We start from the raw sequence: 23,882 nt of genomic DNA, 5'->3' as shown, positions 1-23,882 counted from the left end.
CTAAGAACTAAAAAACTGAGATCCATGAACACTAACCTAAAACGAAGAGTAGCCGTAAGTGCGGTGTTTTTCCTGAGTGGCATTTGTTTTGCCAGCTGGGCAAGCCGTATTCCGGATGTAAAGAACTTGTTACAACTCTCGGAAGGCGAACTTGGCGGGCTGTTACTCGGTCTTCCTGCCGGATCATTGGCAGCGCTGCCGCTTGCGGGCTTTCTGGTACACCGTTATGGCAGCCGGAAAGTAGCCGTGATCTCCGCCATTTTATACGGTTGTGCCCTGCCTTTGCTGGGGCTGGCCGAAACCAAACTTACCTTACTCGCGGCTGTTGTCCTTTTTGGGCTGATCGGAAACCTTAGCAATGTGGCCGTGAATACCCAGGCCGTAGGCGTAGAGTTTCATTACGGAAAAACCATTATGGCTTCTTTTCACGGCCTGTGGAGCCTTGCGGGTTTTGTGGGCGGGGCTGTGGGGGCCGCAATGATCGATCTGCACATCTCCCCTTTTTATCATTTTTCCATCATAGGCTGTATAAGTTTGCTTATCATATTTTTTGCCTACCGCAATATGCTTATGGAAGATGTCAACACCGGGGACAGCAAAGGCCTGGTACTAAAAAGGCCAGATAAGCTGCTCCTGCGCGTAGGTATGATCGCTTTCTGCGGTATGATGTGCGAAGGCTGTATGTTCGACTGGAGCGGGGTGTATTTTGACAAGGTGGTCAATGTCGATGCGGGACTGGTAACCCTCGGGTATATTGCCTTTATGAGCACCATGGCCACGGGACGCTTTGTAGCCGATCATTTTACCCAGCGTTTTGGCGCTGTGATCCTGTTACAGTTCAGCGGTATTCTGATATTTTTCGGGCTGCTGCTCGCCGTGATCTTTCCGTCGGTTATCTTTGCTACCATCGGGCTTTTGCTGGTGGGAGCGGGAACATCTTCGGTTATTCCCCTCTCCTTCTCCATGGCGGGGCGGTCCAAAAACTTCCCCCCGGGGATCTCCCTGGCCCTGGTGTCTACGATCGCATATTTTGGTTTCCTGTTTGGTCCTCCCGTCATTGGGTTTATTGCGGAACACCTGAATCTCCGGGCTTCCTTTTTACTTGTTGCTTTTGTCGGGGCCATGATCGCGGTGTTGTCATTTACCGGGCGGGATATTTTACGGAAACCGGATACGGCTTCTTAAGGAGAGATACGGCTATAAGGTGGTAGCTCGTTGCAAACGAGCACCGGTCCGGGAGTAACACCCCCCTGCCCCCCTCAAGGGGGGGATAATTTTCTTTTAAACAGATATAGTTCCCCCCCTTGAGGGGGGCCAGGGGGGTGTAAACCACACAAGACCAAACCTTCTGTTCCTATCCTACCCCAAACAATTTCATACCTTTATCCCTCCCAAGGGAAACCACCAAAAAATTGCTATATTTTGAAAGACTTTTACCTGTTTTTAAAACGCAACGCCAGGCAGGTTAGCTTTGGCTGGGTGCTTACTTTTTTGTCCAGTTTCGGGCAGACCTTTTTAATATCGCTTTACGTTCCGGAGATTCTGAAGGCATTTTCCCTTTCTGAAGGGACTTTCGGAGGGATCTATGCCATTTGTACCATCGTTTCTTCGGTGATTATGCTTACTATCGGACATTCCATAGATCATAAACCGGTAAAAACGGTGACCACCATCACGGTGATCGGGGCGGCAGTTTCCTGTTTTGTCCTGGGGATATCGCACTATCATATAGCCCTGTTGTTCCTGGCATTGATCGGGCTGCGGCTTACGGGGCAGGGATGGATGACGCATATCAGCATGACGGTGATGTCGCGCTACTACGATACCGACCGTGGAAAGGCCCTGAGTGTCTCCGCCCTCGGTTATTCCATCGGGGAAGCCTTTTTCCCTATCGTGATCTCCACGCTTATCCTTTGGTATGACTATGAGGTAGCTGCCATTGCATCGGGAGTTTTTTTATTGCTGTACCTGGTGAGGCTTTATTTCGTAAAACTCACCCATTTCGACCCTAAGAAAAAAGAAAACAAGGACATATCGTCCAAAGCCATTGTCCGGGATTATTTAAAGATCCTTTCGGAAAAGAAGTTCTACACCATGATCCCTGCGAGTATTGTAGTGGCCTTTACTTCCACCTCCTTCTTTTTTTATCAATATGTATTTGTAGAAGATAAAGGCTGGTCGGTGTCTCTCTATGCCTCCTTTTTCACCGCCTATGCCATTACACGCTTTGTTATGACCCTGATGAGCGGGCTTTGGGTAGACCGTTTCACGGCCAGGAGGATGTTTCGCATATACCTGCTACCCATGACCATCGGTCTGCTTCCGCTGGCTTTTATGGACGGCATTACAGGCGCACTGATCTTCCTTATCCTCGCCGGATGCTCCGTAGGGGCTTCGGGTTCGGTGACCACAGCGGTCATCGCAGAACTTTATGGCGTGGAAAAACTAGGCGTTGTCAGAAGCCTTTACACCATGCTCGTAGTATTGAGCACTGCACTCGGGCCTTTCCTTGTGGGACTGCTACTGGATGCCGATGTGGACTTTCGCTGGATCATTCTCGGGCTGTTCTTTATGACCACGGCTTCCCTGCTCAATGCCCAGCGTATAAAAAATGTGCCCTAGACCGGGTTTTCCGAAAACACAGGCATAAGAACATTATTTGCAATTCCGGGGATAATCTGCTGTAAATGCAGGATTTATTAAAACGGATAGCAGTTTTGTTAATGCAGTCGCTGGTTTTGTTAACTAAGCCACGAATAACATATTTTTATACAATACATGTTCTGCAGAAATCTGCGCGATCTGCGGGAAAATTTGCAGCCCGCAGATTTCGCAGATCATCGCAGATTTTTCAGTGTTTTTATTTCTTAACTTTATATATCACGAGCAAGCATAAGGGAGGACTTAAGAGAAAAACAGGATAAAACAGCAGATTATACTCAAAAAAAGATTAATTTAAAGCCTGTTTACATTGTAAGAAAAATCATTTTCATGTTACTGAAAAACAAAATCCCCCTGAAGTTTCTTTTCAGGAAAACCCGTTCTGAGATCATTTTTGTTTCCTTTTTGTCCGTAATTATCGGTATGGCCGACGAGCTTTTTCATGTGGGCGGTATTGCCATTCCCCTGGCCATTCCCTCCATCCTGGGCACGGCCATTTCACTGATCCTGGCTTTCCGTACCGGGCAGTCGTACAATCGTTGGTGGGAAGCCCGGATTGTCTGGGGGGCCATTGTCAACGATTCGCGCACATTGACCCGGCAACTTCTCGGTTTTATTGATATTGGAGGCGAAGAAGCCGGCCAGGCCGCTACCCTGGTACAGAAAATGGTGTACCGGCAAATGGCCTGGTCGTATGCCCTGGGAAGATCACTCCGCAAACAGTCTCCCTTAAAAGATGCCAAACAATTTCTGTCTGAAGAAGAACTGGTACAGGTGGCCAAACAAGATAATGTGCCCAATGCCCTGCTGCAATTGCAAACGGCTGATTTAAAAAAAGCCTTCCGGAAAGGATGGGTCAACCCCTATCAACAGGTTCAACTGGACGAAACCCTGAAAAGGCTGTGCGACTCCATGGGAAAATCGGAACGCATTAAAAATACAGTGTTCCCGGCTACATACAGCCTTATTGTTCACCTTTTTCTATACCTTTTTATTCTTCTTTTACCCTTTGCCCTGGTAGATGATCTCGGTTTTATACAGATTCCCCTGGTCATTACGGTGGCCATAGCCTTTTTCCTTATAGAAAAAACGGCTATCTACCTGCAAGACCCTTTTGAAAACCTGCCTACGGACACCCCGGTAACTTCCATTGCGCGGACCATTGAGATCAACCTGCGGCAAATGCTGAATGAAACGGAAGTTCCGGAGACCGTTAAGCCGGAGAAGAACTTTTATTTGATGTGACCGGCACACCGGCCACATTTTGAAACCGGGAACTTTTATACATACTGCAGAAACCTGCGAGGTTTTATATATGAAAATAAAAAATTAACTTTATTTCCGGCGGCCGAATAACCTCGCTCCATAATGCATTGTACTGTATGGAAATGAACAAAATTTAAGTGTCACTCAAAGACAGCCTATGAAAAAATATCTACCCCTTATTTTAATGCTGTCCGTTGCCAAGTTTACCGTACAATGGTTCGGGAACAGGAACTATGGATTTCACCGTGATGAACTACTTCATCTATCGGCCAGCGAACACCCTGCCTGGGGATATATGGAATTTCCTCCGTTTATCGGTTTTTTAGGTCGGTTATCCTACTGGCTTTTCGATTATTCCCTGTCCGGAGTCCGGCTCTTCCCCACTTTGGCCGGAACAGGGGTTTTGATCTTATGTTGTTTAATGGCCAAAGCATTGGGAGGAAAATCCAGGTCCGTCCTGCTTTCCGGGATATGTATCCTTGCCTTTTTACCCTTTTACAGGAATCACACGCTTTTTCAGCCGGTGGCGTTTAACCAGTTATTCTGGACCCTGGGTTTTTATTTTATCATTAAATTTATCAACTCTAAAAACAAAAAATTCCTTGTTTTATGTGGCATTACATTGGGATTGGGCTTGCTGAACAAATATACCATGCTGGTATGGGCTTTCGGAGTATTTACAGGCCTGTTCTTCTTGGAGCGGGGAGCCATCTATAAATCTAAATGGATTTACATAGCCGGAAGCATCGCGTTGCTTATTTTCCTGCCCAATGTTATCTGGCAGTTGCAGTATGACCTTCCTTTTTTAAAACACCTGGAAAGCCTGAATCGGAAGCAGCTAAACGATGTAAACCCGATGGATTTCGGACTTACACAATTAAAATTCCCTTTTACACTAATTGTCAGTGTTTTTGGGCTCATGACCCTACTGATCGATAAAAACCTGAAAAAATACAGAGCTGTGGGTATTTCTGTCATCGTTATTTTTTGCTCACTGTGGTTACTCGGAGCAAAAGCCTATTATGTTTTTCCCGTTTACCCGGTTCTATTTGCCGCCGGAGCCGTAAAAATAGAATCTTTACTGTCTAAAAAGCCCGTTTTGGTTTCCATGATCGCACTTGTGGTATTGATACCGTCCGTATTTTTTATCCCGGAAGCCACTCCTCTTTTACCCATCGAAAATTTTGTGCGGTACAAAGGCCTGCAGGAGAAAAACGGAAGGGTAGAACTGACCGGGGATTATGCCGATATGTTCGGGTGGGAAGAACAGGTAAAACTGGTGGACAGCATTTATCGGTCCTTAAGCCCGGAGGAACAGCAAGACTGCGTGATCTGGGCGGAAAACTATGGCGAAGCGGGAGCGGTGAAAATACTGGGAAAAAAACATGATCTGCCCAATCCCGTAAGCAGGCACGGCAGCTTTTGGATATGGGGCTATGGAAATAAGAATGCAACAGTCTGGATAAGCCTGGGCAATGAAAAACCTTCGGTGGAACATGTATTTGAAGAAGTGGAACCGGTGAAAACAATAACCCATAAATATGCCATAGGAGAGGAAAACGGAATACCGCTTTACCTCTGCCGGAAACCGAAAATCGATATTGCAAAATGGTGGGACGGTTACAGAGACCACATATTCGATTAAGACGTAGTGCATTGTAATTCAATACATCACAAACAAAAGACAAAACAAGTACACCTTGTAAACATACCGGTACCCGAAACAGATCAACCTCGTACTTTCTGCGGAAATCTGCGCGATCTGCGGGAGGATTTTAGCCCGCAAATTATCGCAGATATATATCTTTTATATCCCCGTTCGAATAAAAACCGTTCTACATTAAATAACCGTTTTTGGCTTTAAAGGGTTCGGGGATCTGTTCGTCTTCTATCATTTCGCGGAGGTCTATTTCTATTGTTCTGGCTATGGAAGTGATCGGTACATCGTTATAGGTCCCCTCAAACGGGTTCTCCGAATAGTCACCGATCTTTTCCATAAGAAAAAACACCCATATAACCAGGGCAGACAGGATGCTGCACATCAGGTAATCCCACCAGGCACCGGAAGAAAAGATATTCAACAACCCAAAAGGGACGAATGCCGTAAATACTATGGTGAGCCAAAGAGCCGTAGAAGCGTATTGACGCGGAAAGGGAAAGTTCTTGATACGTTCTGATTTTCCCTGGTCTTCATAAAAAGAGACCATATGGTGATGAAATTCCATATGCCTGAAATCTTCAAAATATCCCTGGTCTTTTAACTCCTGTAAACGAACCGCCTGTGTTTTCATGATCTGGGTGGCCATGTTTGACCTTTTTTCAAGCAGTGCCAATTCCTGAGGGGAAATATAATTTTTCAGCTCATGTTCGAGTTTTTGGGTGTAATCCTCGCAAATAGTAGGGCTGTAAAGTCCCGTAAGGCGTTCTTCGGTATGTTCCCAGGGCTGGCTTAACCTTAACTGGTGGCGCAACGCTGTAAACCAGGCAATATGGCGGTAAATGAGTTCTTTTTTGATTTCGTTTTCATCCTCACCCTGCACAAATGCAACTACTGCCGCCCCGAAGCTACGGCTGTTATTGACAATGCTTCCCCAGATCTTGCGGGCTTCCCAGGTGCGGTCGTACGAACTGTTGTTCTTAAAGCCCAGATAAAAGGCAACGGCTATACCGATAATACTGATAGGCTGCCAGGGAATGGCCGTATCAAAGGGCAGAAAAAAGCTGATACCGCATACTATAAAAACATAGAGAAACCCTAACAAAAAAGGCTTTTTTGACCAGTTAAGGGTCATTAAAAAACCATAATTCTTTTTAACGTACATATGTGTTTTTTGCTTTTAGGTGAATTTTTAAGTATATGACAAAAATTCAATATTTTTTGACTTGAGATTTCACGATATAAGATATGAGATATTAGATTTGTTGGTTGGTTTTATTTTAATGCCTTGTGAAGCCTGACACAATTGACTTGGTCACATTTTAAAGTCCTATGTCATACGTCCTATAATCTTACATCTAATATCTTCCTTCACGTTGATAATTTTTGTCGTGTATTAAATGTTAATTTATAGTTTTTCAGAGATTGTCTTGCACCAACAGTTTCTAATTGTTTTCTTCCGGAATATATGGCCCTCCGGTTTCGCCCCAACCCCATTTGGGCATGGGTTCGCCTTCCGATACGGGGTTTTCCGTGGCGTTGGAATTGAGCACGGCCAGGCGACTGCCCCATTCCAGGTAGCCCACCAGGGAGGAACGGAATTCCGGGTCGTCGGGCATCCCGATCTCATCGGCTGTTTCGAGTAGCATATCCAGCCATCTTTTTCTCATGGTATCGTCTAATCTTTTGCCTACATGATGGGCCACCATGGTGGCATGGCTGCCCCCGTCGCCTTCGGTATAGAGTTTGGGGCCGCCGCATACTTCAGCAATAAAATGGGCGATATGCCTGTGATGTTCGGCAGACATATTTTGAAAAACAGGAGCTAACAGCTTATCGTCGGCTATTTTTTTATACAAGACTTCTGTCAGTTTTTCAAAAGTCTCCTTTCCGCCAGCCCATTCGTATAAAGTAGGGACTTTTTTCATTTAACCTTCTTTTTTAATTAAGTCGTTATACATTTCGATGTAAATGTGTTGATGTTTAAAATTTCACTTTAAATATATGAATATTAATTGTTTTTAATCGTTAATGCTCTTTGCAAGCAAGCGCCGGGGTGATTTGTAAAAATCAGGACCTCTTTCCAAACGAGCACCCAGGATAGTTAAGCACAACTCAAGAACTAAACAATTAGTTGTAACTAAAAATTTAGTTATATTTGAGGTGTAATTATAAAAAAGACATCATGCACCTTAAAAACACTTGGCTCATCTTTTTGCTCATCCACCTGTTAACCGGCTGTAAACAAAAAAGATCAATAGAAAATATAGACTATACGACCGACTACAAATTCAGTGCAGACATTGAAAATAAGGTAGCCCGGGATACGGTCCCCTGGAAATATCAATTTTCTGCTTCGGACTACGCTACCAAAGGAGATTACAAAAACGCGCTGCGGCATTGGGACTCCGCCATGCCTCCGAAGGAAAGAAATTTCACAACAAATCAGATCGATTCCATCAACCTAAAATACAAGAAAGTAAGTGCTGTTCATTATATTGTTGAACGAGCAAAAGAAAACCGGGTTGTTATGATAAACGAGGCTCACCACAATTCCGCTCACCGGGTATTTACTGCTACCCTACTCCGGCAACTTTATGATGCCGGATACAGGAATCTCGGGTTGGAAGCTCTGGGTAACGGGCCTCACCTCGATTCGTCACTTGCTGCCCGAAAGTACCCCATACAAAAAACCGGATACTATATAAAAGATCCACAATTCGGGAACCTGGTCCGAACGGCTCTCGAAATCGGGTATAACGTCTTTCCATATGAACAAACCAGTAAGGTTAACGGAAAGGCAAGGGAGATGGAACAAGCTAAAAACATCCAAAAGGTAATGGAAAACCATCCCGATGAAAAATTCCTGATTCACTGCGGTTTTGACCATGTTCTCGAAGGCACCCATCAATCCTGGGAAAAAACCATGGCCGGCCGGCTTAAAGAATATACCGGAATAGACCCGTTTACGATTGACCAGGTGACGTATAGCGAGAAAAGCAACCCAAAGTTTAACCATCCTCTTTTAAAAGCACTGGATGTTAAAGAATCCTCTGTCATTATAGACAAAAACAAAGCCCCCTATAAATATGAACGCGGGGAAGCATGGACCGACATTGCTGTTTTTCATCCCGATACAAGGTATATCGATAACAGGCCGCACTGGTTATTTCAAAACGGGAATAAGAATGTACAGGTCGATGTCAATAATCTTGAGATCAATTTTCCTGTCATGGTATTGGCATTTAAAAAAGGGGAGGATATCAATAATTCAGTTCCCGTTGACATCGCCGAAGTTAAAAACAGGACTGAAAACTGTCACTTAGGGTTAAAAAAAGGTCTTTATGAAATAATAGTTACCCATGGAAAAGAATCCCTGAAATTCGAACAGGTTATAAAATAAGGATACCCGGCAGGTATAAAACCATACAAGGCGTTGTATAACGATTAAAAATATATCCCGATATTGGTAAATCTCTCCTTAATTTTTAGTTTTGGTGCTTATACACATTCTAACAAGGCATATTCAGTACTTGCATTGTGGTCAGTGCCCCAGATAATTTATGAAAAACAGATTTTATACAAAACTCAAAAAAGAACAGCTCAAATTTCAGTTTAAACTGCTGCTGTTTTCATTACTCGTTAATTCTTTGATAACGTGTATTCTCTATTTTACAGCTCCTGCCCTGTTGTTTTTGATACCGTTTTTTGTGGTCATTACACTATCAGTGATCGCACCCTTTTTTGATGTTCCTTCGATGGTGGGCAAAGGGCATTTAAGGTATTTTTCTTCATTATTCCTGGCGGAAAAGGAGAAGGACGGAGTTATTGTTATCCACGGCGGAACTTTATTCGATTACTACTTTGCCATTCCCAAAAACCTTAACGGAAAACAAAGGACGGCCTTTATATTATCGGAATATTTAAAGGGACTGCTGAACATTATCCATAGCGAAGGAGAAAACGTTGTGCTACGGGGCACCAGCTATATTATAAATGAGAGGACAGCCTCTAAAACAGGCCTGAAAAAAGTAAGGACCGACGGTATTCAACAGCTTATTCTGTTGTACAACTATTTTAACCTGGTAGCCTCACTTTACCTGGCCAAAAACAAAATAATATTTCCCAGGCTTAGCCGTATACACACCTACGAAGGAAAAATTGGTGATCTCAAAAGGCACGAAGCATCTATTACAACAATGCTCAACAGGTTGACGGATGCTTCAGACTATCAGAACTAAAAAAATCAATTGTGTTGTTATCAGACATGGCCCCTTTTCATTCTGTCTATAATGTTTTTAGTGGGGGAGAATATTTAAACATCCCTTCCGTAGATATATCTTCATCCAAATCTTCCCAGTGCACTCCTATACCATAAGGCAATATCCGATATTTGTTCCTTTGCTCGTCTGTCGCTTTCCAAAGTTTCGGGAACCACTCCAGCGGGCAACCCACTTCCCTGCCATCCTCAAGAAGAAAAAAAAGTTTGTTTTCTTTAAACTCTACTTTCGCAACCCTTGTCTCCATAATTAAACAAACTTTTCCGATTACCCTATTATTGTTCCTTTATTTTCCATAACTAAAGATAGGGCTTTTTTCCGATTTTTCGCACTCATTCCTTTATTAGCAATGACCACTATTTCGGGTAATAATTCAATTTTTACAACACCTCCGGCTTTTTCTACATGCACATGTATTGGTTTATGCTCATTAGAGAAAAAACAAACCCGAAACCCATCCGTGTAAAACAGTGTTGGCATACAAATATCATTATTCAGTAACAAACATATATAAAAGCACGAAAATTACAGGGCATCCCATATTCAACAGTTTGACGTATGCTTCTGCCTCTCGATAAAACCTTTTCTCGCCATATTTTTAGTCTTCTTCATCTTCCGCATAATTAAATTTGTGCAACAACCTGTGTATTAAGGGCGCCACCACAATACCTGCGGCGATAAGAAAAACCAGCCCGGCATACAGTCCGTAAAGGCTTACAAACAGTTTTCCTATATTGGTCTGTGGTGTTTCTACCAGGCCGAGGCCGCTTAACAGGATGGAAGCATGAAGAAAAGCATGGGCCGGGGAATAGCCTTCGAAAATTATAAAACCCAGCAGTCCCAGTCCTACGGAAACAAGGACCACAAGAGAAGAAACGCCGAAATGTTTCAACAACCGCCGATAGAATTTTTTCCGGGAAACAGGAGGTTCGTTGCGTTTTTCGTACATACTTTTTACTTTTTGAGGACTATCAAAAGTAAAGAAAAGTTTGGAAGCTCTGCCTTTTAGCTTTGTTACAAATTGAAAAAGAACCTGTATCTCCATATAAAAAGAGGCCTACTAAAATTACTTTTCAGCAGGCCCCTCTCATCGCTCGTAAGCTAGTTTTACGGTGGCGGACACATCAGTATCTCTCATGCCCGGCCTTAAAAAGTGCCGGGCAACTGTTTTTCACCTCCGGCTTAGAGATCTATACCACCACCGAGCAGTCCGGTTCCCAGGGAACCAAGGATAAGTGCAGGTGTTAATGCAATACCGGCCCAGGCAGCTGAAACGAGCATTGCAGCACCTAAACCGAGGTGTGCCCCGCCCTGTTGGAAGTCGTGATAAGCCTGGTCAAATGAAATCCCACCATCTGTTTCGTGTAATTCTTCCATGTTCATTTCCTGAACGCCATAACTTTCTAACGTTTTCATAATAAAAAGGTTTTAGTTAATAAATAATTATATTCAAAACAGTTTTAGCTGTAACAAAACTGTTCAAATTCTGAATACAAAAAAAGGGGCGGGTAGAATTTCGTGGTTATTTTAGATGTAATTCGCGGTAGTTTCGAATTGTAATGTGAGGTAGTTCATGACAGCTAAATTAACATTATTCACTGCACAAACCTTGCAGTTTCATATTTTTTTAAGAGTAAAGATGGTAAGGTCCATCACCAAAAACACACCGTAGAAAGGCATTTGTAACCAAAAGAAACTGTCTTCGGAAGCCCTTGAAACCGGCATTCCGAGACCTAACGTTTTAATGACGCCCCCAGTCGCCCTGAGTCCTCCAGCTTTAGTTTATCCTGGGTGAAACCGAAGGGTTCAGGACAGGTTGAAGTCGAGGGGGTTCGGGCTGGTCAAGGCGTCTCGACTTCGCTCTGACAGCTATTTATATTGTTGTAATTCGCAAGGCTCAGGTGGACGTATATATTACTTTTAAGACTGCTCCTAATTTTTTAAGCGGAAACCTTCTTTTTATTCCCGTTATTCCCGTTACCGTTACCATCCTTGTAATACACCCGGTACCTCCAGTAACTTACGGCACCGAGCAAAGCAACGACAACTACGGAATAGTACACAAAGTCCGGAGTGATCACCTTATCCCCGCTGGCATAGCTGTGCAGGCCTACGAGGTAGAAATTTACGCCAAAATAGGTCATCATAATACTGCCATAGGCCACGATACTGGCAAAGTTAAAGGCAAACCTGCCCCGGAGGCCGGGAACCAGGCGCATGTGCACTATAAAAGCGTAAACCATGATACTCACCAGGGCCCAGGTTTCTTTAGGGTCCCACCCCCAGTAGCGGCCCCAGCTTTCGTTGGCCCATTGTCCGCCGAGAAAGTTTCCTATGGTGAGCATAATAAGGCCTACGGTCAATGCCATTTCATTGATAATGGTGATCTCCCGGATGTGGAGCGCCATTTTCTGCTTGTTCTTTTTATTGGTGAGGATGATGAGCAACAATGCTACTACACCGAGTATCATGCCCAGGGTAAGGGGTCCGTAGCTACCTACAATGATGGATACGTGTATCATCAGCCAGTAACTGTCCAGTACGGGTTGCAGGTTGGCTATGGCCGGGTCGAGCCAGTTCATGTGTGCCGCCCACAATACAATGGAAGTAACAAAGGCTGTGGAAGCGATCGTAAGGCTGGATTTTCTTCCGAATACAAGCCCGAAAAGCATGGTGGCCCAGGCTACGTATATCATACTTTCATAGGCATCACTCCACGGGGCATGCCCGGAAATATAGGAACGGGCTATCAAACCAATAGTATGGAGAACAAAAAGGATAACGATTGTTACGGTAGATATCAGCACCAATCTCTTGAGCACCTTGTTATCGTAGAATATTTTCAATACGATAAAAAGGAACATCAGCAAACCGATAGTCATATACCACATGAGCAGTTGCTCAAAAATGTTCACCTTGTTATAGGCGGCCTCCACCGCTATTTTCGTATCGGAAGGCAATACTTCCGATCCGTAATTTTCCTGGTTTTTCTTAAAGGCCTGCAATATTTTATCGGCATCGGAATAATCCTGTGTATGTTTGGCCTGCTGGAGCGACATCAGATAAAGGCTTACCGACTTATCGATGAAATTGGCATACAGGGAATCCTGAATGGGATATTTCCGGGTCCTGTAATCTACGGCCGATATCCATTTGTGGTTCTCGTCATCGGGCACAGGGAATATTTTCAGGATCTCCCCTCCCAGCGCCCTGTTGAGCAATGCCAGCCGCTGATCGGCTTCCTTGAATTCTGTCTGGAACTTGTTAGGTATGTTCGTGGCGTAGGCCTCCCGCAGATATGGAGCCAGCTTGTAATTGCCCTGTTCGTCGAAGAAATCGATGGCACGGACATATTTTTTTCCCTCTTCCACACCGATGAGCCTGTGCAGGCTGTCATTGTGCTTTTTCATATAGATCAGTTCCGTATTGTACCAGGCTGCGGGGTTTTGCAGCATGGAAAGAAAGACCTGGTCGGCATCAAGGCCGTTGTAGGTATCCTTCTGGCTGATCTTTCTAAGCAATTCGGACGCAAAGGTGTTTACGGGTTTCATCCGGCCACCGTCGTCCTGGATAACGAGTTTCCCGAATTTATCTGCATGTTCCTGGCTTACCGAAGTTGCCTCGATAATGGAATCTATTTGTTGCCTGGAAGGCAGTACATTGGTATGCGTGTGTTCTTCCTCCTGTACATGAATGCTGTCAGTTTTGTTGTATTGATCGAACTGTGCAAAAGTGGTCAGGCTAAAAAAGAGCATTACTGTTGTTGCCAGTTTTGCTTTTTCGGTTTTTACCTTTTTCAGCATTTGTCCCAGGTTCTTAAACCTTGTCTTGCCGTAGAACATTATGCCCAGCAGTCCTATATAGAGCAGCGTATAACCGATATAAGTGATCCAGGTTCCGTAAAAATCGTGGTTAACGGACAATACCGTTCCTTTTTCGTCGGGATCGAACTGTGCCTGGAAGAACCGGTACCCTTTATGGTCCAGAATATGGTTCATATAGATATCGTAGTCAAACGGCTTGTCGTCATTGACGGTAACTTTGCTCATAAAGGAGGAATATCCGTTTTCTGTTCCAGGGTATTTTTCCGCTATAAAATCGTTGAGTTTAATACTGAAAGGCAGTTCTATTTCAACAGACCCGAAGGAAAGGTGAAAATCCAGTCCGCCGAGGCTTAGCTGTACCGGTTGACTCGCTATTCCTTTCCCCCCCAGGACTTTTACGCGTTTGGTCTCTCCATTGGTGGAAACATCCAGAATAAGGGCATCCTGCGCAGCATTTTGCTTGTCTTCGGCCTCTACCACTTCATATTTTCCTTTCACCACAGGGTCGGGAAACACAAACTGCATATTGGCCACATTATACAGCGACCGGAGTTGCAGGGGTTGTACACTGTCTTTTACGACTTCTCCCCGGTGCTGGTCTGCCATTCGCATAAAGGTCCCTTCAAAAGGGGTATCTATGGTGTATAAACTGTCTTTTGTATTGATATTGATGGCGCCCTGGGTAGGCTTGTTCAGGGCAAAGAGCACATTGTGTATACTGGTCACTTCCCCGTTTTTAATGTAGTGGTCGTGACGTGTTCCTCCGCCAGCCTCGACGATCTTCAGGTACTCCTCACCGTTTTCATCGGGAACAAGCCCCTTCTCCGCCCCGCTGATGTATCCCACGTGCGATATGGTAAACGGTTGCCCGTTAAAGTCGGATCTCCACGGAAGCCTGGATTGAATGCCTTCCGGGGATACCAGGATATCGTCTTTCATGGACTTTCGCATGGGCTGCCCGTCAATCTCCCCGTCTATGTAGGCAGTGAGATAGGTTTTGTCTGACAGGAAAGTATTGGAAGCCTCTCCCTCGCGAATAGGCATTACACCTTCGTAGCTGATATAACGGGTAACAAATGCCCCCGCAATAATAAAGATAAACGACAGGTGCAGCAGCAATACTGCCCATTTCTCCTTTTTGTGCAGTTGATAGCGTACAATATTTCCGCAAAAATTGATCACAAAAAGAAGCATAATGGCCTCGAACCACCAGGCATTGTATACCCATATCCTGGCGGTAGTGGTGCTGTACCAGGTTTCGAAAAATGTACCAAAGGCCAATGCGGTGGCAAACACCAAAAACAAAACAGCCATTAAACGTGTGGAGAAGATCGTATTCTTGAGGAAGTTAGTCATTACAATATGTTTATATGCACTTGTACTATGGTATTATGCGTGCAAAAATAGGGCGTTTTTATGACTTTTTAAGGCCTGGAGAACGGAAAGAAATACAAGGGAATGTTAATATGTTCTTAAATACTATCGGATTTATATTCAGCACCCTGTATCCGGACAGCATAAAGCCACTTATGCGGTAGGATAAATTAGATTTTTGTATATTTAAGTATATAATTTTGTTACCAGCGGAACCTCTTACCCCTTATATCCATACACATATCCAATATCTTCGTAATTTAGCCGCATGATTAAAATAGTTATCATAGGCTCCGGAAATGTGGCCACACATTTGATCAAAACTTTTAACAGGAGCAACAAAGTCAAAGTCATCCAATCATTTAACAGGAAAGGGCTATCCGTTGCGGGCATCCCCGCTACCGATAATTATGAGGCGTTAGAGACTGCCGATCTGTACCTCATTGCCGTCTCGGACGATGCCATTAGCGAGGTTTCCGCCAAACTTCCTTTTAAAGGCCGGTTGGTGGCCCATACTTCCGGAAGCGTTGCGCTGGAAGAATTAAGCCCCGAGAACCGGAGAGGGGTATTTTACCCGTTACAGTCCTTTTCCAGGGACAAGGATGTGGATTTTTCCAAAATTCCCCTGTGCATTGAAGCAGAGAACGACAGGGACCGGGAAATACTGGAGTATGTGGCCCGTAGCATTTCGCAACGGGTGCACCCGGTAAATTCCGAACAGCGGCGATCGCTTCACCTGGCAGCCGTATTTGTAAATAATTTCGTAAACCATCTCTATGCTATCGGTGATGATATCTGCCGGAAAAACGACCTTCCTTTCGACCTGCTGAAACCACTCATCGCGGAAACAGCCAAAAAAATAGAACACATGCCTCCCGTCGAAGCACAGACCGGGCCGGCCAGGAGGAATGACCAGAATACCCTGCAAAAACACCTGAACCAGTTAAACCTTCACCCTACCTACAAAAAGATATATGAGTTGCTTACGAAATCCATTCAGGAGCAACAATACGATTCAATTTAATCTTTAAGTGATAGGTTGAAAAATACTATAAACCAGTAATTAACAAATAACACAAAAACAAACTTAGCAAAATTTTATTTATTGCCGGCCTGTTTTGGAGATCTGTGGTTACACTCACCCATACTCAGGCCTGAAAAAGATTTTTACAATCAGCCTTCGCTCCTCACAAAAACACACTCCGGTTTCAGGAAGAAACTTTGTACCTTTGTTTCTTTTGAATCCTAAAAATAAATTCCCCGTATGAAAAACTACAAAGAATACCTGGAGCACATCACCACTTTTGTCTTTGACGTGGATGGCGTGCTTACCGACGGCACCATTGTCATCACTACTGACGGACAAATGCTCCGCAACATGAACCTCAAGGATGGCTATGCCATAAAAACAGCCGTGGAAAAAGGATATAATGTGTGTATTATCTCCGGAGGCACCAATGAAGGAGTACGGGAACGTATGCGGGGACTTGGAGTAACGGATATTTACCTCGGTACTCATCACAAGACCGAAGCTCTGGACGAGTATTTCGATATTTACAATATAAAACCGCAAAACGTTCTCTACATGGGAGACGACCTGCCGGACCTCCCCCCTATGCAAATGGTGGGACTGCCTGTATGTCCGCAGGATGCGGCCCCCGAGATCAAGGAAGTCTCCAAATACATCTCTCACAAAAATGGTGGTAAAGGCTGTGTACGGGATGTTATAGAACAGGTGCTTAAGGTACAGGGAAAATGGAGCAACAGCTTTGAGGCCAAGTACGACTAATCTATAATATCTCTAAATGCCCCTATTGGCACGGAACAATAATCTTAAATCTTCCATTAAACCGAAAGGACTGTAAATTATAATTATTAAATTCCCCTCTTAAAAAAACACCAACCATGAAAACCAGAATCCTGTCCGTCGATGTATTACGCGGACTTACCATTTTTTTGATGATCGTAGTCAACACACCGGGCTCGTGGAACTATGTGTATGCCCCGCTCCGGCATTCTGCCTGGAACGGATGTACGCCTACGGATCTTGTTTTTCCGAGCTTCCTGTTTGTGGTGGGACTATCCATGAGTATTTCCTTTAAAAAAATGGACCCGGCCAACAAAAGGCCAATATTGCTCAAACTCCTGAAAAGGGCAGCCCTTATTTTCCTGATCGGATTGCTGCTCAACTGGTTTCCTTTTTACATGACCAATATCGCTGATCTGCGGATCTTCGGGGTACTGCAACGCATTGCCCTCTCTTTTCTGCTCGCAGGAGTATGTATAGTATTGTTTAACGGGAACAGGCCTCTTATTGGTGTCCTTGCGGTTCTTTTGCTGGGGCATTGGGCACTCCTGTATTTTTTAGGGGGCGATGCTCCTTATTCCCTGGAAGGCAACTTCAGTAACATCCTGGACAAGGCCTTAGTGGGCGAAAGGCACATCTACAAAGGATTTGGTATCCCATTCGACCCAGAAGGGCTATTGGGCACCCTCTCCGGTGCCGGGCAGGTGATACTGGGATATGTCATCGGCAAACAGACATTAAAAAATGGTATCCCGGGCCTGTCGCACGTAAAAAAACTCACCGGCCTTGCCGTGGCACTGATAGTCGTGGCACTGCTCTGGAACACCGTCTACCCGATAAACAAACCCTTATGGACCGGGCCTTACGTACTCTACACTTCCGGTATCATCGTAGCCGTATGGACCCTGCTCATCTGGCTTATCGACATTCAAAAACAGGGTTCCTGGACATTGGTATTCCGCGTTTTCGGGCAGAACCCACTTGTGAGCTATATGCTTTCCGTACTCGTTGTAAAGATATTTATCTATGTGCTGAAAATTGGCGATGCTTCTTTCCTCGGGTGGTCGTACCAGCATATATTCCAGCCTGTTTTCAGCAATGAACTAGGCAGCCTTATGTTTGCGATCTGCTTTACTTTCTTTATATGGCTTTTTGCGTACTGGCTATACCGAAAGGGAAAGATCATAAAGGTCTGAGCAAACCCGCCCCTGTTATTAAAAAAAACAAAGCTCTAAAACCAATATGCTTCAGGAAACATTAAAGAACTACAACATCATCCTGGCGTCCGGTTCTCCGAGAAGGCATCAGTTCTTCAGGGAGCTGGGCATCGATTTTGAGATACGCCTTAAAAACGTAGAGGAAATATACCCCGAAAGGCTCCGGGGAAGCGATATTCCGGATTATCTGGCACAGCTCAAAGCTCTGCCTTTCAGGGAGGAATTACAGGAAAAGGATATCCTGATCACCTCCGACACCATTGTCTGGCACCGCGAAAAGGCCCTGGGAAAACCGAAAAACAGGGAAGAAGCGGTGGAAATGATAAAAACGCTGTCCAATGACAGCCATGAGGTGATCACTTCCATCTGTTTCACCACACCCCATTTACAAAAAACCGTCAATGCCACTACAAAAGTTTTTTTCAACTCCTTAACTAATGGAGAGATAACACATTACATAGATCGATTTAAACCTTTTGACAAAGCAGGCGCTTATGGTATACAGGAGTGGATAGGCCTTGTCGGCATCCGGAAAATCGAGGGATCATATTTCAACGTGGTAGGATTGCCCGTGCACCTGATGTACAACACGCTAAAAGGCCTGATAGAAGAAAATACCTGAAAAAAATAAACAGAACGTCTCCGGAAAATCCGGGTAATTATATCTTTACATCATACGACAACAGTAATATCGATGAACGATTTTTTAGCCTTATACCAGAGCCAGTTATTATATAGTGCGATAACCGTTATCCTGCTGCTGCTTTTAAAAATTGGCCTGTTCAAAATTATCCGTAAGGTGGGCAAGATCAGTAATTACAACGATGCCCGGACCTCTCTCATCCTCAAGTATGCCAATTTTGCCATTGTCTGTACGGGGATAGTAGCCCTGAGTATCATCTGGAATGTAAGGTTTGAGGACCTGGGGATCTTTCTGTCTTCCATTTTTGCAGTGATCGGTGTGGCCCTGTTTGCCCAATGGTCAATACTGAGCAATATCACGGCCGGGATCATTCTTTTCTTCACCTTTCCGTTCAAAATAGGCGACAGGATACAAATCCAGGACAAGGACTTCCCCACGGAAGCCTTTATCGAGGATATCACAGCTTTTCACCTGCTGCTGCGTACCGATGAAGGCGAGCTTATCACTTACCCCAACAACCTGCTGTTACAAAAAGGCGTAAGGGTTGTGAACAGCCACAAGGATGACGATGGCGGTCAAAGCCTTTAAATAGTTAAAGAAACGATAAACACTATATCATATTTTCTATTATTTCTATCTTTGAGAGGGCGGCTACTGTGCCAAACTACCGCCTGACGACCATTCCCGTAATGTGAAACCGGTAATCTAAAACTAACTGAAATGTATAAAATTACCCTCTATACCCTGTTTAGCATCACTCTTTTTATTTCTTCGCCCCTATACCCTCAGCAACCGAAAACCTATACTTCCTCCGAAATATTTCACGCCATACAGAAACTCAATTTTTTAGGCTCAGCCCTGTATATCGCAGCCCACCCGGACGATGAGAATACCAGGATGATCTCCTACCTCTCTAACGAAGTACACGCCCGCACCGCCTACCTGTCCCTGACCCGGGGAGACGGCGGACAAAACCTCATCGGAACAGAGCTCCGCGAACTCCTCGGGGTAATAAGGACCGAAGAACTGCTCGCGGCAAGGCGTATTGACGGCGGGAAACAAATGTTCTCAAGGGCCAACGATTTCGGCTTTTCCAAGCACCCGGACGAAACCCTGGCCATCTGGAACAAAGACAGTGTCCTGGCCGATGTGGTACGTGCCATACGAAAATTCAGGCCGGACGTGATCATCAACCGTTTTGACCACCGTTCTCCCGGAACCACACACGGGCACCATACTTCTTCGGCCATGCTCAGTGTGGAAGCATTTGACCTGGCCGGAAACAAGGACGCTTATCCCGGACAACTAAAACATTTTGCTGCATGGCAACCACAAAGACTCTTTTTCAACACTTCCTGGTGGTTTTACGGCAGTGAAGAAAAGTTCAGGAAAGCCAGGAAGGACAAATTGGTCAGTGTAGACATGGGCGGATACTACCCTGCACTGGGCATGAGCAACGGGGAAATAGCCGCCCTCAGCCGCAGCCAGCACCGCAGCCAGGGCTTTGGCAGTGCCGCATCCAGGGGAAGCGAGACGGAATACCTGGAACTGCTCAAAGGGGATACTCCCGATCATGGCAATCTTTTTTCCGGTATAAACACCACATGGTCGCGACTGGACGGTACAGAAGAAATTGCCAAACTGCTGAAATCGGTAGAACACCATTTCAATTTCAAGGACCCCTCCGAGCACATCCCGCAACTGGTAAAGGCCTACACCCTGATCCAAAAACTGGATGATGAATACTGGAAAACCGTAAAAAGCAGGGAACTCAATGAGATTATACAGGCCTGTGCCGGGCTTTACCTGGAAGCCGTTGCCGAAACACCCAGGGCCACTCCCGGAAGCACCGTAAAACTGCAGGTAGAGGCCATTAACCGAAGTTCTGCAAACATAGAGCTCCACAGCCTGGAAATACTGCCGTCAAATACAGCAAAAACCCTTTCCGCCAGGCTGGAAGACAACAAAGAAAACCACTTCGACATCAACACTAAAATCCCTGACGAAGAAAATTACACCGCCCCTTACTGGCTGATGCAAAAAGGCTCCCTGGGGATGTACAGGGCCAAACAAAAATTTATAGGGCTTCCCGAAACCCCGGCCATACTCACTGCCGATTTTCACCTCGTCATCGACGGCGTGGATATGACCCTCCGCAAGAATATCACATACAAGCACACCGACCCCGCCCAGGGAGAACGCTACCAACCGTTTGAAATACTCCCCGCCGTTACGGCATCCATTCCCAATAAGGTAAACCTCTTTGCCAACGGCCCGAAAGGTATCCCCGTAAAAGTCACAGCAATACAGGAGCAGGTCAATGGCTCCGTTTCCCTTAACGTCCCCGAAGGATGGAAGGTTTCACCGGAAAGCTACCCTATCCGTTCTACCCGGAAAGGGGAAGAAAAAACCGTGATATTCAAGGTCACCCCTCCGGAAGGTGAAAGTGAAGGCCTGATCAGGCCTGTGGTACAAACAAACGGGCGCACTTATGCCAAGGAACTGGTGGAGATCACCTACGACCATATTCCCCCACAATCCGTCCTGTTGCCTTCAGAAGCCAAAGTGGCACGGCTCCATATAGAAAAAGCCGGAAAGTCGGTAGGCTATATCGCAGGGGCCGGGGACAAAGTGCCGGAAAGCCTGCAACAGATAGGCTATAATGTTACCTTTCTCGATACGGACAATATTTCCGCTTCTTCCCTGGCCGGTTTCGATGCCGTCGTTATTGGCATCCGCGCCTACAATGTACTGGAATCCCTGTACGCTAAACAACCTGTCTTGTTAAATTACGTCAAGGAAGGCGGAACACTCATTGTACAGTACAACACCACAGGACGTAACGGAAACATGGATGTAAGACCTCCCTATCCCCTGCACCTGTCCAGGGACAGGGTCACCGATGAAAATGCCGAAGTAAAATTTATAGCCAAAGACCATCCCCTGCTGAATTACCCCAACAAGATCACCGACAGGGATTTCGAAGGATGGGTACAGGAGCGCGGACTGTATTTCCCGGACAAATGGGCTAAAGAATACACCGCCGTCCTGTCCATGAACGACAAGGGCGAAAAAGCAAAAGAAGGCAGCCTGCTCGCCGCCCCTTACGGAAAAGGTTATTATATTTACACGGGATTGAGCTTTTTCCGGGAACTCCCCGCAGGCGTTCCGGGAGCGTTTAAACTGTTTGCCAATATGCTTTCTATCGGAAAGGAACAGGCAGACAACTGACCTTTCAGAAAGGCCGGAGAATTAACACAACCATAAGTCACACAACAAAAAAACACAAATACCTCCTCCTATAATGGAACAGCCGGAAGAAAATCACACCTCTCAAAAATGGCAGTGGAAAACCAGCTATACCCTGGTACTCATTGCCAATGCCCTGTATATTGCCTTCTTTTATTTTATAATGCTGGAAAACTGTTAGTGCATGGAAAGTATAGACTGGATAGTATTGTACACCACCCTTCTTTTCATCGTAGTTTACGGCACGTGGAAGACCAAGAAGAACACTTCGGTCAAGGATTATATTCTGGGAAACCAGGAGGCCAAATGGTGGACCGTAGGGCTTTCCGTAATGGCCACCCAGGCCAGTGCCATCACCTTTTTGTCCACGCCGGGGCAGGCCTTTCACGACGGGATGGGGTTTGTACAGTTCTATTTCGGGCTTCCCCTGGCCATGATCGTGATATGCATGGTTTTCATTCCGGTTTACCACAAACTCAAGGTATATACGGCCTATGAATTTCTCGAACAGCGGTTCGACCTCAAGACCCGGAGCCTTACCGCCATACTCTTTCTGGTACAACGCGGCCTGGCTGCGGGGATCACCATTTATGCTCCTTCCATCATTTTGTCTGCAGTACTCGGGTGGGACCTGAAGACCCTGAATATCATTATCGGCTCCCTGGTGATCATTTACACAGTGATCGGGGGAACCAAAGCCGTGAATGTCACCCAGAAACAGCAGATGTTTGTGATCATGTCTGGCATGTTCGTCGCCTTTTTCCTGATCATGAATTACCTTCCGGACGACCTTACTTTCAACAAAGCACTAAAAGTGGCAGGGGCCAACGACAAACTCAATATCCTGGATTTTTCGTGGAACACTAAAAACCGCTACACCTTCTGGAGCGGCATCACCGGAGGTTTTTTTCTAATGCTTTCCTATTTCGGTACGGACCAGAGCCAGGTGCAGCGCTATCTCTCCGGGAAATCGATCCGGGAAAGCCAGATCGGGCTTATTTTTAACGCCCTGCTGAAAGTGCCCATGCAATTCTTTATCCTGCTGGTTGGGGTTATGGTTTTTGTGTTTTACCAGTATCACGCTTCCCCGCTCAACTTTAATCCGGCTGCTACGGAAGCAGTACTGAACTCTCCTTATGCTGATGATTACAGGCAACTGGAGCAGGAACACAGCAACCTGGAGACCCAAAAAAAAATGGCCCAGGAATACTATTCGGGTGTACTGAATGTCAAGGATTACCAGCTCACCATGGCTGCCAAACGAAAAATACAATCCATAAATAAACAGGAAAGGGCAAACAGGGGCAAAGCCCGGGAACTGATCGAAAAAGCAGATGCCTCCATAGAAACGAACGACAAGGATTATGTTTTTATCCATTTTATACTGAACAATCTTCCCAGGGGGTTTATAGGACTGTTACTGGCGGTGATCCTTTCGGCAGCCATGTCTTCTACCGCCTCAGAACTCAATGCCCTGGGCACTATTACAACCATAGACCTCTATAAAAGAAACCACAAAACAGAAAAAAAGGACAGCCATTACCTGTCTGCCTCCAAATGGTTTACCCTGCTCTGGGGATGTATTGCCATACTGTTTGCCAATTTCGGATCTCTGGTAGACAACCTCATCCAGCTGGTCAACATCATAGGGTCGGTATTCTATGGCAATGTGCTGGGTATATTCCTCCTGGCCTTCTTCTTCCGGTTTATCCGGGGGAATGCGGTTTTCTGGAGTGCCCTTATCACCCAGTCGATCATTTTCTTTATTTATTACAGGTTTATCCATATCGAAGAGCGAATAGGATATCTGTGGCTAAACTTTATCGGATGTGTGCTGGTGATCGGTATATCCATCGTTATAGAAACACTTTTCCGGTCCATGCGATTAAACAAACAATAACACA

21 protein-coding genes are annotated in these 23,882 nt (G+C 45.3%); 14 read left to right on the top strand and 7 right to left on the bottom strand.

Annotated features, from left to right (window positions below):
- The first annotated feature begins 24 nt into the window (after window positions 1-24).
- The 4 genes from KN811_RS02175 (at window position 25) to KN811_RS02160 (ending at window position 5,572) form a co-directional block, all read left to right on the top strand.
- Complete coding sequence (locus KN811_RS02175; protein WP_187966646.1) at window positions 25-1,185, top strand: MFS transporter; 1,161 nt, start codon at window positions 25-27, stop codon at window positions 1,183-1,185.
- Between the two features lie 237 nt (window positions 1,186-1,422).
- A complete protein-coding gene (locus tag KN811_RS02170; protein WP_187967711.1) occupies window positions 1,423-2,622 on the top strand; it encodes an MFS transporter in 1,200 nt (399 codons plus the stop codon).
- Between the two features lie 369 nt (window positions 2,623-2,991).
- A complete protein-coding gene (locus tag KN811_RS02165) occupies window positions 2,992-3,906 on the top strand; it encodes a bestrophin family protein (protein WP_187967712.1) in 915 nt (304 codons plus the stop codon).
- Between the two features lie 178 nt (window positions 3,907-4,084).
- Complete coding sequence (locus KN811_RS02160; RefSeq protein ID WP_187967713.1) at window positions 4,085-5,572, top strand: ArnT family glycosyltransferase; 1,488 nt, start codon at window positions 4,085-4,087, stop codon at window positions 5,570-5,572.
- Window positions 5,573-5,762: 190 nt separating this feature from the next.
- Here the strand turns inward: KN811_RS02160 and KN811_RS02155 are convergent, their stop codons facing one another.
- Window positions 5,763-6,749 (bottom strand): bestrophin family protein, encoded by a 987-nt coding sequence (locus KN811_RS02155; protein ID WP_187967714.1) that lies wholly within the window; start codon window positions 6,747-6,749, stop codon window positions 5,763-5,765.
- A gap of 280 nt (window positions 6,750-7,029) precedes the next feature.
- Window positions 7,030-7,512 (bottom strand): group II truncated hemoglobin, encoded by a 483-nt coding sequence (locus KN811_RS02150; RefSeq protein ID WP_216334649.1) that lies wholly within the window; start codon window positions 7,510-7,512, stop codon window positions 7,030-7,032.
- A 257-nt stretch (window positions 7,513-7,769) separates the two neighbouring features.
- Between KN811_RS02150 and KN811_RS02145 the strand changes: the two genes are divergently transcribed.
- Both KN811_RS02145 and KN811_RS02140 read left to right on the top strand, forming a co-directional pair.
- Window positions 7,770-8,987, top strand: coding sequence for a hypothetical protein (locus KN811_RS02145; RefSeq protein ID WP_187966110.1), 1,218 nt, complete (start codon window positions 7,770-7,772; stop codon window positions 8,985-8,987).
- Between the two features lie 160 nt (window positions 8,988-9,147).
- Window positions 9,148-9,825 (top strand): hypothetical protein, encoded by a 678-nt coding sequence (locus tag KN811_RS02140; RefSeq protein ID WP_187966111.1) that lies wholly within the window; start codon window positions 9,148-9,150, stop codon window positions 9,823-9,825.
- 46 nt (window positions 9,826-9,871) lie between these two features.
- Here KN811_RS02140 and KN811_RS02135 read toward each other — a convergent pair whose 3' ends face one another.
- The 5 genes from KN811_RS02135 to KN811_RS02115 form a co-directional block, all read right to left on the bottom strand.
- A complete protein-coding gene (locus KN811_RS02135; protein WP_187966112.1) occupies window positions 9,872-10,111 on the bottom strand; it encodes a DUF2442 domain-containing protein in 240 nt (79 codons plus the stop codon).
- Between the two features lie 20 nt (window positions 10,112-10,131).
- Window positions 10,132-10,344, bottom strand: coding sequence for a DUF4160 domain-containing protein (locus KN811_RS02130; protein ID WP_187966113.1), 213 nt, complete (start codon window positions 10,342-10,344; stop codon window positions 10,132-10,134).
- Between the two features lie 118 nt (window positions 10,345-10,462).
- On the bottom strand, window positions 10,463-10,813 hold the full coding sequence (locus tag KN811_RS02125; RefSeq protein ID WP_187966114.1) for a hypothetical protein: 351 nt from the start codon (window positions 10,811-10,813) through the stop codon (window positions 10,463-10,465).
- 233 nt (window positions 10,814-11,046) lie between these two features.
- Entirely contained in the window at window positions 11,047-11,280 is a 234-nt protein-coding gene (locus KN811_RS02120; protein WP_187966115.1) for a hypothetical protein, read from the bottom strand.
- 524 nt (window positions 11,281-11,804) lie between these two features.
- A complete protein-coding gene (locus KN811_RS02115) occupies window positions 11,805-15,044 on the bottom strand; it encodes a cytochrome c biogenesis protein CcsA (protein ID WP_187966116.1) in 3,240 nt (1,079 codons plus the stop codon).
- Window positions 15,045-15,330: 286 nt separating this feature from the next.
- On the opposite strand from KN811_RS02115, the gene KN811_RS02110 reads away from it, so the two are divergent.
- From KN811_RS02110 to KN811_RS02080, 8 genes are all read left to right on the top strand, one after another.
- On the top strand, window positions 15,331-16,086 hold the full coding sequence (locus tag KN811_RS02110) for a Rossmann-like and DUF2520 domain-containing protein (protein ID WP_187966117.1): 756 nt from the start codon (window positions 15,331-15,333) through the stop codon (window positions 16,084-16,086).
- Window positions 16,087-16,326: 240 nt separating this feature from the next.
- A complete protein-coding gene (locus KN811_RS02105) occupies window positions 16,327-16,851 on the top strand; it encodes a KdsC family phosphatase (protein ID WP_187966118.1) in 525 nt (174 codons plus the stop codon).
- Window positions 16,852-16,967: 116 nt separating this feature from the next.
- Window positions 16,968-18,065, top strand: a complete 1,098-nt coding sequence (locus KN811_RS02100; RefSeq protein ID WP_187966119.1) for an acyltransferase family protein — start codon at window positions 16,968-16,970, stop codon at window positions 18,063-18,065.
- 46 nt (window positions 18,066-18,111) lie between these two features.
- The gene (locus KN811_RS02095) at window positions 18,112-18,708 is read left to right on the top strand and encodes a Maf-like protein (RefSeq protein ID WP_187966120.1); all 597 of its coding nucleotides are present in this window, start codon (window positions 18,112-18,114) and stop codon (window positions 18,706-18,708) included.
- Window positions 18,709-18,780: 72 nt separating this feature from the next.
- Complete coding sequence (locus KN811_RS02090) at window positions 18,781-19,317, top strand: mechanosensitive ion channel domain-containing protein (RefSeq protein WP_187966121.1); 537 nt, start codon at window positions 18,781-18,783, stop codon at window positions 19,315-19,317.
- A gap of 132 nt (window positions 19,318-19,449) precedes the next feature.
- A complete protein-coding gene (locus KN811_RS02085) occupies window positions 19,450-21,960 on the top strand; it encodes a PIG-L family deacetylase (RefSeq protein WP_187966122.1) in 2,511 nt (836 codons plus the stop codon).
- Window positions 21,961-22,033: 73 nt separating this feature from the next.
- Window positions 22,034-22,159, top strand: coding sequence for a hypothetical protein (locus KN811_RS21915; protein WP_282097927.1), 126 nt, complete (start codon window positions 22,034-22,036; stop codon window positions 22,157-22,159).
- Window positions 22,160-22,162: 3 nt separating this feature from the next.
- Complete coding sequence (locus tag KN811_RS02080) at window positions 22,163-23,878, top strand: sodium:solute symporter family protein (RefSeq protein WP_187966123.1); 1,716 nt, start codon at window positions 22,163-22,165, stop codon at window positions 23,876-23,878.
- The last annotated feature ends 4 nt before the right edge of the window (window positions 23,879-23,882 follow it).

Source organism: Sinomicrobium weinanense (assembly GCF_018863395.1).
GTDB classification, from domain to species: Bacteria; Bacteroidota; Bacteroidia; order Flavobacteriales; family Flavobacteriaceae; genus Sinomicrobium; species Sinomicrobium weinanense.
Note: the sequence above shows the minus strand (reverse complement) of the source record. Positions and strands in the feature narration are given on the sequence as shown.